Raw genomic sequence first — 16603 nt, forward strand, 5'->3', positions numbered from 1 at the left:
TAGTTGACTGAGATCATACTTCTATGAGCCCCGCGGTGCGGGTGGACGAGATCGCCACCCCCGTCACGGCCAGGGACAGAACCGTGAACAGGCCATAACGCACACCCCGCCAATCACCAGGATCGGTCACATCCCTGAGAACCCGGACCAGGCGCCAGCGCGACAAGGCGATCACGACGGTCTTGACCTCAGAAAATGTCCGAATCTGCCACAAAGGCCCGGATCTCGTCGGAGGGCGCACAATGAATCGTTGATATTCCGGGCTTCTTTCCGTCGCTGATTCCGCCTTGCAGCGCCTTTGTGGCAGATTTGGTCACGTCCTCGCCCGAATGAGTCCCGTGATGTCTCAGGAGTCCCACGCGCCCCACCATGAGGGCACGACCTCCTCTCGCGCTCTGCTCTCCGCTGCCGCGTACCACGAGCAACCGCGGAGAGTCCGGCAGGCGGAAGGCGAAGAGCCCATGGACGAGGGCGGGCAGCCCTTCGGCGATGCGGACCGGTACGCCGGAGGCCGCCGTCGCCTCACCGCCGGGCGGCGTCCAGGGCCCGCTGCGCGGCCTCGGGGTCCGTCGTCTCCCTCGTGTTCTCGTCTGCGGACTCCTCGGCGACCGCAAGCCATCCGTCTCGGCAGTCGTACTCCAGGCGCGCGGCGTCATTGCCATACTGCTGGCCAGTGCTCAACTCCGTTCCAGTACTGACGTCGCATCGATCAATAGCCGCCAGGAGCGGCGGAGCCACCGCCTCGACGTCCGAGCTGCTCCTGGCGTCTGAGACGCGGAAGGAGCGCCAGATGCCGGAGTCCGAGGCTCTCAGCCGCACGTCGGTGAAACCGGCGTCCTTCGCGGCAGTCACCCAGCCTGCGATATCCGTCTCAATCAGACTCCGGGCCCCCGGTTCGGTCTCAATCCGCACCTGAACGCGATCCACCCAGGCGGTCTGGGAGTACATGATGGCATCGCCCGCCGGATTCTGCTCCTGGCCGGGCCGGGCCGCCGAGAGGCCGGCGGCCTCGGCCTCGCCCCAGTCGACCTCGACTGCCTTCGGAGAGTTCCTCATCGCCACGTTGGCGCGCTCAGCGCCGGCCTGTACCGCGGCGAGCGCCGTCGTGAGCCCGGTTCGAAGCGTGCCGGTGGAGGTACCGCTGAGGCCGACCTCCGCACCCATCCGTTCTCCTCCGACAGTCCACGCAAGGCTCAGGCGGCCTTTATCCCCCATACCCACGTCCGCCTGCTCGACGGTCGCCTCGACACCATCGAAGATCGTGAGGACCTCCTCCAGCCCCGTGTCGTCGGGCAACGTCGCACTGAGCTCGTAGTCGCCCGAGCCGGCGGGATTCTCTCTCACACTAGGGCCGATGAGCAGTGTCTGCTCCTGCCCCGCCTGCTCAAGAGCCGCCTGCAAGCGTCCGGCAGCAGCGATGTCCTCGGGATCGGGATCGGTGCGCCCGCTGAACCAGGCGTCGACCAGGGTGAGGGTCGCCCCCGAGCCGACGGCGAAGCCGATGACGACCCCGAGGACGACGAGGAGGATGGAGCGTGCACGCGGTCGGACCATGACCCGACTCTAGGATCGGGCGCCCTGCGGGGGAAGGAATGGGATCGGCCCCTTGCGGGGAGGGGAGCGGGCAGGCGCAAACCCTCCCGCCCCCCGAGCCGGATCCGTCGCTACCCTGGCGCCATGACGTCCTCGCAGACCCGCACCGTCACTCGCCACCAGATCTTCCAGACCAGTCTCATCGCATCCCTGGCCCAAGGCGTCTACGAGGACGAGATGACCCTGGCCGAGTTGCTCGGGCACGGCTCCTTCGGGATCGGCACCTTCAACGGGCTCGACGGGGAGATGGTGATCCTGGGCGGCACCTGCTACCGGCTGCGCGGCGACGGGTCGGTGAGCGTGCCCGACCTGAGCGAGCGCACCCCGTACGCCGTCGTCACCAACTTCGTGCCCGGAATCCGCCAGGAGGTGGGCGGGGCCGGCGGGGCGCTCAGCCGCAGGGAGTTCTCCGAGGTCATCGACGCCCTCGTGCCGAGCTCGAACTACATGTACGCGCTGCGGGTGACGGGGCATTTCGCGTGGGCGAGCGCGCGCACCGTGGTCAAGCAGGAGAGGCCCTACCGGCCCATGGTCGAGGCCACCGACGGCGAGGAGATCGTGCGGCGCGAGGACTTCGAGGGGACGGTGGCCGGCTTCCGCACGCCGCTGTACGAGCAGGGGATCTCGGTGGCCGGCTGCCACGCCCACGTCATCGACGACGAGCGCACCTGGGGCGGCCACCTCGTGGACTTCGAGCTGACCAGGGGCGTTGTGGAGCTCTGCCTCGGCACCGACTTCCGGTTGAGGCTGCCCCTGACCGAGGAGTTCGGGGCTGCCGACCTGAGCGAGGACATGAGCGAGGAGATCCGCCGGGTCGAGCACCACTGAGCGCGCGAGCACGGCACCACTGAGCCCCTGAGCCGCCGAGCCGAGCCGCGCGTTCCTGGACGACTCGGGTCACGGCGCCCCTGGGCCGCCGGGGCGCCGAGCCAATGAGCCCCTGGGCTGGGCCCCGCGTCCGGTTCCGTCGGTCACCGCCCCCAGGACCAATGGACGGCGCCTCCCGCCGCTGGAACGGGCTTGCCGAGCGCCTGCCAGCCGGGAACCGTCGTCGTGGTGCGCTCACCCGCCTCGACTCGGTCCTGGACCCGCCACCGCCCCGGCAGCCCGACCGCGGCCCGGGCGCGGTGCGCACTCGCCGCCAGGAGGGCGAACCTGATCATGCTGATGAGCCATGTCAGCGCCGGCAGGGCCAGGACGAACAGCGCGAGCGTTTCGGTCGCGGCGGGCACGGCGCCCGATGGGGCGAGCAGCCACCACAGGGCGGAGGTCTCCCCCATGACGACGAAGAAGGACGCCGGCCTGGCCTTCCCGTCGATATCCCACCAGGTCGCGATCGCGCCTCCACCGCTCTCACCGCCCGGCCCGTCGACGCCCGGCCAGGCCCAGGGGCCGCGAGCCTCCCGCGCCCAGGCCAGGAGAGAGCGCCGCACCCGGGCGTCGAGGATGACGTCCCGCAGGAAGGAGACCACTCCGCTGACCACCATGAGCCCGCCCAGTGCCGCCACGAGGACGCCGAGAATCCAGCCCCGCCCGGCACCGAGCCGGACAATGGCCAGGACGAGCGCCAGCAGGCCGACATGAAGGGGGAGCCACCCGCCCCGGGAGTCGCGGCGACGGTTCGCCGCCAGGCGACTGAGCCGCTCGACCGCCACCCCGCACTCCCACGGCGCGGCGACTCCCGACGACATGGCGGACACGTCCGAGGCCCACGCCCCCGGCCCCTCCACGAGGGCCTCGTCGGGGATCCCCAGCACGGCCGCCGAGCCCCGCCCCGTCCCCGCCGCGTGGACGGACGTCGATGAGGCGTCATCGACGACGACGTCGCCGTTGATGCTGATGCGCGCCAGGCCGTCGCTCAGGAGAGTCTCCTCCAGCCGCCGGACCTCGCGCCCCCATCGAAGGCACCCGACCACGGGGAGCGCCCAGACCCCCAGCCCGACCGCGCACAGGGCGCCGAGCTCGATCTCCCCCAGCCCCCAGGACCGCAGGGTCTCGATGCGCAGGGAGGCGACGGAGCGGCTCAGGCTCGCGGGAGTCTCCCCCGCCGTCCAGCCCACGGCGAGGACGCCGACGACCAGGAGGATGAGCACCCACAGCCCCAGCCCCCGCCGAGTCATACGAGCCGGTCGGCGTCGGAGGTTCCATCGACCGTCACGCATCCACGCCGGCTCCGCCCAGCCGGACGCCGCGTGAAGGCGGCAGGAGGCGGCCCAGTCCCGCAGCGCTCGCAGGTGGAACTGCTCGGTGGTGGCATCGGCGACCACGCTGTTCACCTCGGTGCCGATCATGGCGACGCCCAGGAGCGTGGCCCCGGCGCTGAGGATCACAGGCGTGATGGTGCGCCAGGCGAGGACGTCGCCGGTGGCCCAGGGTCGAGCACCGAGGTAGAGCAGGAGGACGAATGTGAGCAGATAACCGGCCTGGAAGACGCGGTGGCCGTGATCGGTCACAGCGCGCGCCGAGGCCAGCAGGTCCGCCAGGGCCCGTCTGGCCCGCGCCACGTCCCTCCGGGGGCCCACTGCGGGATCCGCCCCGAGGCCGCCCGGACGCGACTCCGCCCACGGGGCTCCGGGACCGGCGACGTCGTCGGCGGCCTGCCGGAGGACGGCCATCTGAGCGTCCAGGACCGTGACCTCGACGAGCCTGGACTGATCGGGGAGCGAGTTGATGCCGGCGAGTCGGGCGCACACCGTGCCGCGGCGGGGGACCACCGCCTCCTCCTCCGGCAGCGCGAGGGGGTCGTCGGTGAAGCGCTGGGCGAGGGTCCAGGCGCCGGTTTCCAGTCCCGTCAGCCCGACGGCGGACCGTGCGCGCCCGAGCCGAGCCGACAGCACGAGGTTGTCGATCAGGCCGCCGAGAACAACGCCGAGGACGAGCGCCGTCCCCGCCAGACGAGTGGTCTCCTGGAAGGGGGCCGGGGCGTAGGCGCGCGCGAGGGTCGTCACGATCGGGGGAGCCAGGGCCGCCCAGATGAGGCCGGGCAGCCGGCGGGGCAGCGTGATCCGCAGCCACTGGCCGACGGCGGGCAGGGCGCCGGGGCGGACGACGTCGTCGGACCCCGGCGCGGCGGCTCCGCCCGGGGAGGCGCCCGGCCCCCCGTCGTGCCCCCAGGACCGTCGCGGCACCGGGGCGCTGCGGGCCCAGGCGATGGCGGCTCGCACGTGGGCGTGGCTGGATACCCACTGCATGCGGCTGACGTAGAGGGCGATGACGGCGGCGGGGACCAGGACGGCGAGAAGGGGAAGGGAACCGGTGGCCGGGTCGTCGTCCACCACGGCCGAGACCTGGATGCCCGTGACGAGAAGGATCAGCGGCACGAGCACCTCTCGTACGAACGGTGTGGCGGAACCGCGGCGGAGGAAGGCGGTCGAGAGCATCTCGACGGCGGCCTCGGCCCGCCAGGGGGCGCGCTCGGCCCGCTGGGTCGAGGTGGGGCCGTCGAGGTAGGGAGTGCTCAGAGCGGTTCCCCTGGGGTGGATCGAACCATTGCCGTTGGTCGCGACGGTGGGCCGGTCGGCATGGACGCGAGGGATATCGCCGGTAGCGGGGTTGGTCATGGCCTCACGTTACTGTTCCGGCACGATTCGCGATCCAGTCGCCGCCCGGATCCGAGCGCAGGCGACCGGGGAGGGCAGACCTGCCCCTGCGACCTCGCCCTGTCGGCACCCGAGGCGCATCAGTGATGCATATTGGCCGCACCTACGATGCTAGGATAGTGCGATAAGGACAATGGTACGTCTCGATCCCGAGGTCGCGGCTGCGGCGGAGCACCTGCGCCGGAAGCGCCGCATCGGTTTGGGTAAGGCCGTCAACGAACTCGCACGCGCAGGCTGGCCCGGAAGCAGACGCCCACGCACTTCCAGCAGCGGACGGCCGGCGTCGGGCTGAAGGTCGATGTCACCGATATCGCCAGCGCGCTCGAACTGCTGGATCAGTCCGATGCCGAGGGCACCCGGTGGTCCTTGACGCCAATGTCCTGCGCTACGCCGTCGACAGCACATCCCACTTCCACGCCACCGCACGGACATGGCTGGAGAAGGCGATGAACGCGTCGAACGCGTGGGACTGCCGTGGGTGTCGCTGATGGCGTTTCAGCGCATCATCACCCATCCGCGAGTGACTGCGAGTCCCCTGACACCAGCGGACGCGTGGAGCTGCATCACCGACTGGCTGGACGCCGACCAGGCCTGGGTGCCCGCCCCCGGGAGCCGTCACCGCGACATCCTCGGGCAGCTCCTCATCGACGGCGATCTACGCGGCAACCTCGTCGCAGACGCTCACCTGGCCGCCCTCGCCATCGAGCACGGCACTGCCATATGCTCCTTCGACAGCGACTTCGCCCGCTTCAACGACTTGCGCTGGATCAACCCCAACAGCGGATAGTTCCACCGCTGCGTGCTGACACCGTCGAGAACGGTCGGTGCGCAGGCAGGCACTCCGCCTGCCTGCGCACCGACCCGGTACCACGGGTGGGGGCATTGGCGTCGCTGTCCGCTTCGCCCCGTCTCACCCCCACCCGTGAGTCACTCACAGTCGTTCACGCTGCGTCAACCTGCCGAGCCGTCGCCGTCCTCGGTGCCGGCCGCGGCGGTCAGGCCCTCGACGCCGTCATCGGCCTCCCCGTCGGCTCGGGAAGCCCCGCCAGTTCCGCCAGACGCGCCAGCCTCGCCGACCCCGCCAGACGCGTCGCTGCCGGCCCCGTCCGCCTTGAGGCGGGCATTGACCCGCTCCACGTCGAGGCGCGTGAGGAGGAAGAGGATGAGCGCGTTGGCGATGAGCGGGAACCACACGTACATGACGTAGAGCATCTGGATCGCCGAGTTCGGCTGCACATCCAGGTGCCCGTCGTAATGGCTGGCCGCCAGGAGCCACCCGGACACGGCGGTGCCGAGCCCGCCGCCGACCTTCACGCCCAGCGAGGTGCAGGAGAACATGAGTCCGTCGATGCGCTTGCCCGTGCGCAGCCAGGTGTGCTCCGAGGCCTCGGCGATCATGGCGTTGAGCGTCCCCTGCAACGGGCTCATCCCCAGGGCCGCGATCCCGGAGAGCACCAGCATGAGGGGAATGTTGTGGAGGTAGGCCGCCACGAGCACCCCGAGCCGCCCGAGGGTCGCGATGATGTAGCCGCCGATGTTGACCCGGTACATCTCCCCGAACCTGCTCACGACCAGCGGCGTCAGCAGCAGACCGACGATGAGCGGGACATTGATGGCCCAGGCGAAGGTCCCCAGCAGTTTGGCGTCCCCCAGGATGTAGGTCATGAAGTAGATGCCCATGTTGAGCATGGCCGTGAAGATCTGAGTCAGCAGGAAGACGACGAGGATGATGAGGTAGTACTTGTTCGACAGGAGCATCTTGGCGGACTCAGCGACCGAGAGCTTGTCGTCTTCGGGGCCGCTCTCACTCTCGCCCTCCAGCTCCTCCGGCGACAACTCCTTGACCGAGAACACGGACAGGGTGTTGACCGCCAGGCCGAGCAGCGCGTAGACGATCGCCATGGCCCGCCAGCCCGCGGCGCCACCGCCGAACATGGCCACCCCGCCCACGGTGATGCTCTGGATGAGCAGATTCGTCCCGAAGGCGAACATGAAGCGGATGGACCCCATCTGCACCCGCTCCGAGCTGTTGCGAGTGATGAGTGCGGTGAGCGAGGAGTAGGCGATGTTGTTGGCCGTGTAGAACACGGCGTTGAGCAGCGTGTAGGCGATGAAGAACCAGGCGTACTTGGCCGTGTCCCCCAGGCTCGTGGGAATCGCGAAGATCGCGATGATCATGGCGGCGCAGCCCACGAATCCCCACAGCATCCACGGTCGCGCCTTGCCCATCCGGGTGCGCGTGCGGTCCATCAGCGCCCCGAAGATGATGTCGGAGAAGCCGTCGCAGAACCTGGAGACCATCATGAGCGTACCCACGACGCCCGCGTTGAGCCCGGCGGTGTCCGTCAGGTAGATCATGACGAAGGCGGACAGGAGCACGTAGACGACGTTGCCGGCGACGTCGCCCGAGCCGTAGCCCACCTTGTTGTACCACCTCAGGTACGTGCGCTCATCGGTCGTCCCGGGGGCGTCCCCCACGGCCGCTCCGGATCCCCCGGCCGTTCGCCCGGTCGCCCCTCCGGCGTTCCCATCGCTCATGACGTCACCTCATCGTGCGTGCTGTTGCTATTCATGGTGCGGAGCTGGAAGCAGAGCCCCAGCTCCAGGTCGCGGGCGCTCACCTGGTAGCGCTCAGCCAGGCTCGGGCCGCAGCTGTTCGAGCCGATACCGGCCATGGCGGCGTCCAGGCACAGGACCGTCGAGCCGCAGCGACGCAGCTCGGTGCTGTGACGCCGTCGGGCCAGCTCCTCCTGCGTGTACTGCGAGACGTTGAAGGAGAAGGGCCGCCGCCCCACGCAGGTCAGGCCCAGGCCGCCGCCGGTGACGGTCACGTACTCGCAATCGGCCCGGCTCCCGTTCTCCTGGGGCCGGATGCAGTCCTCGTGGAAGGCCTCGACGTCGTCGGCGAACTCCCCGTGCCAGCTGGCACGGCGCTTGTCCGCATAGCTCTCCAACGGCCCCAGCCCGTAATACGAGACCTGGCGCATCGCCTCCGGCAGGAAGAGTCGCAGGCCCAGCCGCGGCAGGGATGGGAATCCCTCGGCCCGGCGGACGGCCAGTCTCAGGTCCACCTCCCCGTCGTCCCAGATGGTCCAAGCCGTCTCCCCGCGCAGGACGGGCTGGATGCTGGGTGCCACCATGGCCACCTCGGCGCGGACGGTGACGCATCCCGACCCCTCATCGACCTCCACCCCGTAGGCCCGCGCCGCGGCCTGGTGGTAGTGGGCGCGCTCCCACTCCAGGCGCACGTGGCGGTCGTTGTCCGTGGGGGCCCGCCAGATGTTGAGCTCCATCGGGCGGTCCAGGAGCTCCTCGCCGTCCACGGCCATCCCGGAGAGCATCCCGGTGCGCGCATCGACGACGCAGCGCAGCCCACCGGCGACGACCTCGATCCGCGCGTCCTCGCACGCCGTCGCGATCGGGGCCCCGGTACCCGCACGGTCCGCGAGCGCCCGGACGCGCCGGTGGCGCCCGTCGGCGTTGCGAACGGGGACCTCGTCGAAGCCCAGGACGTGCCCGACGCCGAGCAGCGGCTGGTCCGCGGCGAGCCGGTAGACCACCCGCAGATGGCATCGACCGGCGTCCGGCACCCGCGGAGCGCAGGGGATCACGACCTGCGAGTGCGGCGGAACGGGCCGCTCCATCGCCAGCTTCCCGCGCTCCACGATGTCGCCGTCGCAGCGCAGCTCGTAGGAGATGCGGATGCAGCGGGCCAGGTCGGTGTGGTCGAGGTCGTTGCGAATGGTGATGAGCCCGGCGTCCTGGTCGTAGTCCACCACTCGGGCGGGGCGCTGAACGTTCTTGAGCTCGGCCAGCCCGGTGTGGGGGATGCGATCGGGCGAGACGAGGCCATCGACGCAGAAGTTGCCGTCGTGGATCGCCTCGCCGTGGTCGCCGCCGTAGAGGTAGATCGGCCGGCCGTCGTCGCTGGTCCCGGCGGTCACCGCGTGGTCGCACCACTCCCATACGAAACCGCCGCACATGCGCTCGTCGGCCCGGATGATCTCCCAGTACTCCTCCAGGTCGCCGGGGCCGTTGCCCATGGCGTGGCTGTACTCCACGAGGATGAATGGTTTGTCCGGATCGGAGTTCAGGTAGTCCCGGACCTCCTCCAGGGACGGGTACATCCGGCTGTACAGGTCGATGCAGGAGTAGTCGTAGCGGCGCTTGGAGTCGCGATAGTAGGCGCTCTCGTAGTGGGTCAGGCGCGTGGGGTCGAAGCCCTTGACCCAGGCCAGCGCCGCCTCGAACGTGCAGCCGTATCCTCCCTCATTGCCGGCGGACCAGGCGATGACGCTGGGGCGGTTCTTCTCCCGGTGGACGCACAACCGCATCCGGTCGATGGTGGCCTCGGCCCACTCGGGATTGTCGGCGATGGGCTCGTTCCAGTGCTCCACCTGGTTCTCCCAGGAGTCGTCGGCCAGGAAGAGGCTCTGGGCGCCGTGGCTCTCGTTGTCGGCCTCGGACATGACGTAGAAGCCGTACTCGTCGCACAGCTGGTAGAAGCGCGGGTCATTGGGGTAATGGGAGCTGCGCACAGCATTGATGTTGTGCTCCTTCATCAGCCGCAGGTCCCGCTGCATGTGGGCCAAGTCGACGGCGGGGCCCGTGACCGGATCGGAGTCGTGCCGGTTGACCCCCCGCAGGGTGAGGGGGCTCCCGTTGAGGCGGACGACGACGTCGGCGACCCCGACCTCGCGCAGTCCCACCCGGTCGGTGATGACCTCCCCCGGCGTGGTGATGACCAGGACGTAGAGGTAGGGGTCCTCAGCGCTCCACAGGTGCGGATCCCGCACGGCGAGGCGGACCCGGTGGGTGTAGCCGGTCTCGTCGACCCCGCCGCCGACGACGCCGCTCGCGTCATCGCCGTCGTCGATGGGCTCCAGGTCCCCGATGGCCACCGGTTCGCCGTGGCAGGTCGTCAGCATCGCCGTGGTGGGCACGGCTCCGCCGCGGTAGGACCCCCGCAGCTCGACGACGGCGCCGCCCGGCTCCGGGACGGGGGACCCGTCCGGTCCCATCGGGATGGTGGGCGAACCGGCGAGCGAGGTGGTGACGGCGTAGTCGAAGAGGACGGCGCGCGGCCTGGACAGCAGGTAGACGTCGCGGAAGATGCCGCTGGTGCGGAACTTGTCCTGGTCCTCCAGGTAGGTGCCGTCGCACCACTTGAGCACGAGGACGGCCAGGTGGTTGGACCCGGGGAGGATGCGCTCGGTGACGTCGAACTCGCTGGTGGCGTGGGAGACCTGGCTGTAGCCGATGTAGGCGCCGTTGAGCCACACGTAGAAGCAGGAGTCCACGCCCTCGAAGGTCAGGGAGGTGCAGGGGGCCTCTGGATCGGGGGTGTACTCGAAATCCTTCAGGTAGACCGCGCAGGGATTGTCCTGGGGGACGCGAGGCGGATCGAAGGGGATGGGGTAGCGGACATTGGTGTACTGGTGATGGTCGTAGCCGAGGTGCTGCCACGTGCTGGGCACCGGGACCCGGGCGAACCCCGCCGTGCCGGTCGGGTCGGCGGCGTCCGCCCGGGTCCCGGCATCGGAGGCAGTGACCGCGCCGGCTGCGCCAGCCGCGCCGGCGTCCTCGCCGTCCTCCGGGACGCGGACGGGCTCACCTCCCTCCCAGAAGGGCTCGGTGAGGTCGTGGATGCTGGGCAGATACCGCATGCTCCACTGGCCGCTCAGCAGCTGGAGACGATCCGACTCCTCCCGCTTCCAGGGGCTCGGGTCCGCAGCGGCCGAAGCGGGGACGTAGTAGGCGCGGGGCGGCAGCGTGTTCTCGTGAAGGACGCCGAGGTCCTCGTAGTGTCTGGGAACGATCATCGTTCGTGCTCTCTCGGGTGTCGGCGGGGCGCCGGGTGCCGCCACTGTGCGGCACCCACGATGTTTACGTTATCATATCGACGGTCAACGACTTCGACAACCATGCAGTCATATGATTTGCAGAGAGGCGGAGCGGCGATGATGCCGATCATGCTAACGTTGTCAACGATGGTGACGAGGAGACGCCCACCGACCCCTGATAGCCTCCGGTCATGGCCGGCCAGCGCAGGAGAACGAAGGGGGCGTCGTCATTGAGCGACGTGGCCCGCCTGGCAGGCGTCTCGGCGCAGACGGTCTCGCGCGTCTCGATGGGTGCCGACAACGTGCGCCCGGCCACCCGCGAGAAGGTGGTGAGGGCGATGAACCAGCTGGGGTACTCCCCCAACCGCGCGGCGCAGGCCCTGAGACGAGGATCCTTCAAGACGATCGGCGTGCTCACTCAGCAGATCCAGCGCACCGGGGAGGCCCTGACCACGGCGGGAGTGCTGGAGGCCGCCACCGCGGCCGACTACGCCGTCAACCTGGTCCAGGTGGAGCGCCCCGAGTCCGAGGACATGCGCGAGGCCGTCTACCGGCTCTCCCACCAGACCATCGACGGCCTGGTGGTGGTCCAGGCGGGGCGGGCGGGACTCGAGCACCTCTCCCTGCCGCCGACCATGCCGGTGGCCGTCTCGGACTCCGCCCTCGTGGGCTACTACCCCTCGGCCAGCGCCGACCAGGTCGGGGGGGTGCGCGACGCCGTCGGGCACCTTCTGGAGCTGGGGCACCGCACGGTCCATCACGTCACCGGCCCCGAGGGCTCGCAGTCGGCACTGGTCCGCAGGGCCACCTGGGCGGCGCGCCTGAGGGAGGCGGGCGCGCCCGTTCCCGACCCGGTGGGCGGGGACTGGGAGGCGGCCGCGGGCTACGCGGCGGGTCTGCGCCTTGCGGACGACCCGGAGGTGACGGCCGTGTTCTGCGGAAACGACGAGGTGGCGCTCGGCCTCATCAGGGCCATGCACGAGCGGGGGAGGCGCGTGCCGCAGGACGTGTCCGTGGTGGGCTTCGACGGCCTGGCCCTGGGCGAGTTCAGCTTCCCGCCGCTGACCACGGTCCGCCTGGACTTCAAGCGCCACGGTCGGGAGATGGTGGGGCTGGTGCTCGAGCAGGTGGCCTCCGGGCCGATGGACGGGTCCCGCAGCGTCATCATTCCCGCCGAGCTGGTGCTGCGCGGCAGCACGGCGCCGCCGAACGCCCTGTAGCCGAGTGGCCCGCCCGGTAGCCGATGCAGCCGGAAGCCGACCGGCCGACTCTGCCGACCACGCGGGCCGGGGGATGCGGCGGTCAGGTCGTCCGGACGAGTCGGGGCGACCAGGCCGGTCGGGCCAGAACGAGCGCGGTCAGAAGGATCTGCGGGATACTGCGACGATGACTGAGGCGCGAGTGGATCTGGCGATGAGACATGCGCACGACCGTACACGCAGCGTCTCGGCCCGGGAACGGGGAGGGCTCCCCTCGGGGGATGTCTGACGCCCGGGACGCCTCGACGACCCGCGTCCCATGCCCGCCACGGTCCGCGGACGTCACGGGCGGTTCTACGTGAGGCACCGAGCCCCTTCGCGGGCATCCCTGATGAGTCTCGTCGACGGCCCGGCCGATCCGGCCGGAAGCGGGCATGGCGGCCCCGCAAGGGGCGTCAGCATGCCCGTCTCCCCTCCACCGCCGCCCTCGTCGGAATCACAGCATGCAGGAGACGCAGCCCTCGACCTCGGTGCCGGTGAGGGCCGCCTGGCGCAGGCGGATGTAGTAGAGGGTCTTGATGCCCTTGCGCCAGGCGTAGATCTGGGCGCGGTTGACGTCGCGGGTGGTGGCCGTGTCCGGGAAGAACAGGGTGAGGCTCAGACCCTGGTCCACGTGCTGGGTGGCCGCGGCGTAGGTGTCGATGATCTTCTCGGGGCCGATCTCATAGGCGTCCTGGTAGTACTCGAGGTTGTCGTCCGTCATGTAGGGCGCCGGGTAGTAGACGCGACCGATCTTGCCCTCCTTGCGGATCTCGACCTTGGCCACGATCGGATGGATCGAGGAGGTCGAGTGGTTGATGTAGGAGATCGAGCCGGTCGGCGGCACCGCCTGCAGGTTGCGGTTGTAGATGCCGTCGCGCCGGATCCTCCCAGCCAGCTCGGCCCAGTCCTCGCGCGTGGGCACGTGCGCGCTGGAGGCCGCGAAGATCTCCTTGACGCGCTCGGTGACCGGCACGAAGTCCTGGGTCACGTACTTCTCGAAGAACTCGCCGCTGGCGTAGGTCGAATCCTCGAAGCCCACGAAGGCCCGACCGCGCTCGACGGCGAGATCGTGCGAGGCGGCGAGGGCCGCGAAGAGCACGCAGGCGAAGTAGACGTTGGTGAAGTCCAGGCCCTCCTCGCTGCCGTAGAAGATCCCCTCGCGGGCGAGGTAGCCGTGGAGGTTCATCTGCCCCAGGCCGATGGCGTGGGACTCGCGGTTGCCGCGGTCGATGGAGGGCACGCTGGGCAGGTGGGTCTGGTCCGACACGGCGGTCAGGCCCCGCACCGCGGTCGCGATCGTCCTGGAGAAATCCGGCGAGTCCATCGTCCTGGCGATATTGAGGCTCCCCAGATTGCAGGAGATGTCCTTGCCGACGTGCGCGTAGGACAGGTCCTCGTTCAGGATGCTCGGCTCGCTGACCTGCAGGATCTCGGAGCAGAGGTTGGACATGACCACCTTGCCCTTGACCGGGTTGGCGCGGTTGACCGTGTCCTCGAAGACGACGTACGGGTAGCCGGACTCGAACTGGATCTCGGCGAGGGTCTGGAAGAACGTGCGCGCGTTGATCTTGGTCTTCTTGATGCGTCCGTCATCGACCATCTCGCGGTACTTCTCGGTGACGTTGATATCGGCGAAGGGCTTGCCGTAGACGCGCTCGACGTCGTAGGGGCTGAAGAGGTACATGTCCTCGTTGTTGCGGGCCAGCTCGAAGGTGATGTCCGGGATGACGACGCCCAGGGAGAGGGTCTTGATGCGGATCTTCTCATCGGCGTTCTCGCGCTTGGTGTCCAGGAATCGCATGATGTCGGGGTGATGGGCGTGCAGGTACACGGCCCCCGCCCCCTGGCGGGCCCCCAGCTGATTGGCGTAGGAGAAGGAGTCCTCCAGCAGCTTCATGACGGGGATGACGCCGCTGGACTGGTTCTCGATGCGCTTGATCGGTGCGCCCATCTCGCGCAGGTTGCTCATCAGCAGGGCCACTCCCCCGCCGCGCTTGGACAGCTGGAGAGCGGAGTTGATGCCCCGGGCGATCGACTCCATGTTGTCCTCGATGCGCACCAGGAAGCAGGAGACGGGCTCGCCGCGCTGCGCCTTGCCCTCGTTGAGGAAGGTGGGGGTGGCCGGCTGGAAGCGGCCGGTCATCATCTCCTCGACGAGATCCAGGGCCAGACGCTCGTCGCCGTCGGCCAGCGCCAGGGCCACCATGGTGACGCGGTCCTCGAAGCGCTCGAGGTAGCGCTTGCCGTCGAAGGTCTTGAGCGTGTAGGAGGTGTAGTACTTGAAGGCGCCCAGGAAGGTCTCGAAGCGGAACTTGTGCGCGTAGGCGGCCTTGAAGGCGGACTTGACGAACTCCGGGGAATAGCTGTCCAGGACGTGGCCCTCGTAGTAGCCCTCCTCGACCAGGTAGTCGAGCTTCTCCTCGATGTCGTGGAAGAAGACGGTGTTCTGGTTGACGTGCTGGAGGAAGTACTGGCGCGCGGCCTCGTGATCCGCGTCGAACTGGATCCGCCCGTCGGCGTCGTACAGGTTCAGCCTCGCGTTGAGGGCGTGGTAGTCGAGCTCCGGTGAGGGCGCGGGCTCGGGGCCCGTATCCGTCAGCGTGTCTGCCAAAAGCCTTCCAATCCTTCCTTGACGCGCGCGACGTCCGTGTTCGTTCCCAGAAGCTCGTACCGGTACAGGAGCGGCACATCGAGCTTACTGGCGATAATGTCGCCGGCGAGGCAGTACGCCTCGCCGAAGTTGGTATTCCCGGAGGAGATCACTCCCCGGCACAGGGACCGATTGTGCGGGTCGTTGAGGAACGCGATGACCTGCTTGGGCACGGCCCCCTTCACGGATCCTCCGCCATAGGTCGGCACGACGAGGACGTACTCCTCATCGACCACGAGAGGCTCGTCGCCCCGTCGCAGCGGAAGACGCGCACTGCGGTAGCCGAGCTTGCCCACGAAGCGATGCGTGTTCTCCGACGCCGAGGAGAAGTACACCAGGAGCGGGCCGCTCCGACGGCCCGAGGCGGACACGCCCCTCAGACCGCGAGGGCCTCGGCGGCGATCGCCAGGGCCTTGATCTTGTCCGGGCGGAAACCGGACCAGTGGTCGTCCCCGGCCATGACGACCGGGGCCTGGGCGTAGCCGAGGGACTTGACCTGCTCAAGGGCCTCGACGTCGAGCGTGATGTCGACCGTCTCGTAGAGCAGACCCGCCTTGTCCAGGGCGCGGTAGGTGGCACTGCACTGCACGCAGTTGGGCTTCGAGTAGACGGTGATCGCCATGTCGGTCACTTCCTGGCTCTCGTGATGGGTCGCGGACGGATGGTCGAGCGCCGTACGCGGCGCCCTTGAGAAGGGGCGCCATCGGTGTAATAACGCTCGTGTCGTTCTCGGGCGGGCATGTCTGCCTCGCACACCAAGACACTACACCTAGGGGTGGGGGCGTGCCAGCACCACTAGATGATGTGTCCGACGTGGCGCTGTGCACAACGCGCCCCTTCCTGTGGAGAGCCGCCGCCCTTCTGTGGACGCCGGGGAGACGGGCGGCCCACGGCTCCCGGCGCCGCAGCTCGGGGGAGGCCCCACGACCTGCGGAACCATGCTCCTCCAGGGGTACGACACGAATCCCGCCCCCTCACCCACAGGCATCCACTGCCGCTCCGTCCGCTCCGTCCCCACCCTGGGGACGGGGCACGGGGAACTCGCTCCCGCAATCGGGTCTCGCCGGGCGTGTCGCCCCACGGCACGGCCGACGCATTACGGTGGACCGAGCCGCATCCGAACGCACCACGACCAGGGGAGTCGACCATGGACGCCGCCGACCGCCGCACCGCGATCCTCGAGAGGATGGAGGGCGCCACCACGCCCCTGCCCGCCGCCAGGCTGGGCGAGGAGCTGGGCGTGTCCCGTCAGATCATCGTCGGCGACGTCGCTCTGCTGCGCGCCTCGGGGCACTCCATCCACGCCACCAACCGCGGCTACCTCCTGGCGCGTCCCACGACGCGGCCGCGACGCTCGCTGCTGGTGCAGCACACGCGCGGGCAGATCCCCGCCGAGCTCTCCGCGATCCTCGACGCCGGCGGCGCCGTCATCGACGTCTCCATCGAGCACCGCCTCTACGGCCAGATCACCGCCGACCTGCTCATTCGCAACCGCCCCGACCTCGAGGCCTTCCTCTCCCGCCTGGTCACCTCCTCCTCCCTCGCCGAGCTGACCAACGGCTGGCACACCCACACGATCGAGGCCGACTCCGAGGAGCGCCTCGACGAGATCGCGCGGCGGCTCGACGCCCTGGGATTCCTGCGCGCGCAGGAGGCCGACTGACACGCCGCCCGGCA

Annotated in this window: 11 protein-coding genes; 4 read left to right on the top strand and 7 right to left on the bottom strand. The window is 69.4% G+C overall.

Annotated elements, in window-relative coordinates; all coding sequences use genetic code 11:
• Positions 1-522 precede the first annotated feature (522 nt).
• Positions 523-1554, bottom strand: a complete 1032-nt coding sequence (locus G448_RS0111875) for a hypothetical protein (RefSeq protein ID WP_026408158.1) — start codon at positions 1552-1554, stop codon at positions 523-525.
• 123 nt (positions 1555-1677) lie between these two features.
• Here G448_RS0111875 and budA point away from each other — a divergent pair, with 123 nt between their 5' ends.
• A complete protein-coding gene (gene budA / locus G448_RS0111880; RefSeq protein ID WP_026408159.1) occupies positions 1678-2421 on the top strand; it encodes an acetolactate decarboxylase in 744 nt (247 codons plus the stop codon).
• Between the two features lie 143 nt (positions 2422-2564).
• On the opposite strand, the gene G448_RS16465 is transcribed toward budA, so the two are convergent.
• Positions 2565-5153 (bottom strand): hypothetical protein, encoded by a 2589-nt coding sequence (locus tag G448_RS16465; RefSeq protein ID WP_051269017.1) that lies wholly within the window; start codon positions 5151-5153, stop codon positions 2565-2567.
• A gap of 469 nt (positions 5154-5622) precedes the next feature.
• On the opposite strand from G448_RS16465, the gene G448_RS16470 reads away from it, so the two are divergent.
• Entirely contained in the window at positions 5623-5979 is a 357-nt protein-coding gene (locus G448_RS16470) for a TA system VapC family ribonuclease toxin (RefSeq protein WP_281170957.1), read from the top strand.
• A 164-nt stretch (positions 5980-6143) separates the two neighbouring features.
• On the opposite strand, the gene G448_RS0111895 is transcribed toward G448_RS16470, so the two are convergent.
• Complete coding sequence (locus tag G448_RS0111895) at positions 6144-7730, bottom strand: MFS transporter (RefSeq protein WP_026408160.1); 1587 nt, start codon at positions 7728-7730, stop codon at positions 6144-6146.
• On the bottom strand, positions 7727-11014 hold the full coding sequence (locus tag G448_RS0111900) for a glycoside hydrolase family 2 TIM barrel-domain containing protein (protein WP_026408161.1): 3288 nt from the start codon (positions 11012-11014) through the stop codon (positions 7727-7729). The genes G448_RS0111895 and G448_RS0111900 overlap by 4 nt, the downstream gene beginning before the upstream one ends.
• Before the next feature lie 212 nt (positions 11015-11226).
• Between G448_RS0111900 and G448_RS0111905 the strand changes: the two genes are divergently transcribed.
• Positions 11227-12255 (top strand): LacI family DNA-binding transcriptional regulator, encoded by a 1029-nt coding sequence (locus G448_RS0111905; protein ID WP_051269019.1) that lies wholly within the window; start codon positions 11227-11229, stop codon positions 12253-12255.
• Positions 12256-12730: 475 nt separating this feature from the next.
• On the opposite strand, the gene nrdE is transcribed toward G448_RS0111905, so the two are convergent.
• Genes nrdE through nrdH form a run of 3 tightly spaced genes read right to left on the bottom strand, consistent with a single transcriptional unit; the run spans position 12731 to position 15548 of the window.
• Positions 12731-14887: a class 1b ribonucleoside-diphosphate reductase subunit alpha gene (gene nrdE / locus G448_RS0111910; RefSeq protein ID WP_026408163.1), complete on the bottom strand. Its 2157-nt coding sequence runs from the start codon at positions 14885-14887 to the stop codon at positions 12731-12733.
• A complete protein-coding gene (nrdI, locus tag G448_RS0111915) occupies positions 14872-15297 on the bottom strand; it encodes a class Ib ribonucleoside-diphosphate reductase assembly flavoprotein NrdI (RefSeq protein WP_026408164.1) in 426 nt (141 codons plus the stop codon). The genes nrdE and nrdI overlap by 16 nt, the downstream gene beginning before the upstream one ends.
• Positions 15298-15302: 5 nt before the next feature.
• Positions 15303-15548, bottom strand: coding sequence for a glutaredoxin-like protein NrdH (nrdH, locus tag G448_RS0111920; RefSeq protein WP_026408165.1), 246 nt, complete (start codon positions 15546-15548; stop codon positions 15303-15305).
• A gap of 525 nt (positions 15549-16073) precedes the next feature.
• On the opposite strand from nrdH, the gene G448_RS0111925 reads away from it, so the two are divergent.
• Positions 16074-16589: a transcription repressor NadR gene (locus G448_RS0111925; RefSeq protein WP_026408166.1), complete on the top strand. Its 516-nt coding sequence runs from the start codon at positions 16074-16076 to the stop codon at positions 16587-16589.
• Positions 16590-16603: the final 14 nt, after the last annotated feature.

Source organism: Actinomyces gerencseriae DSM 6844, assembly GCF_000429265.1.
Classification (GTDB): domain Bacteria; phylum Actinomycetota; class Actinomycetes; order Actinomycetales; family Actinomycetaceae; genus Actinomyces; species Actinomyces gerencseriae.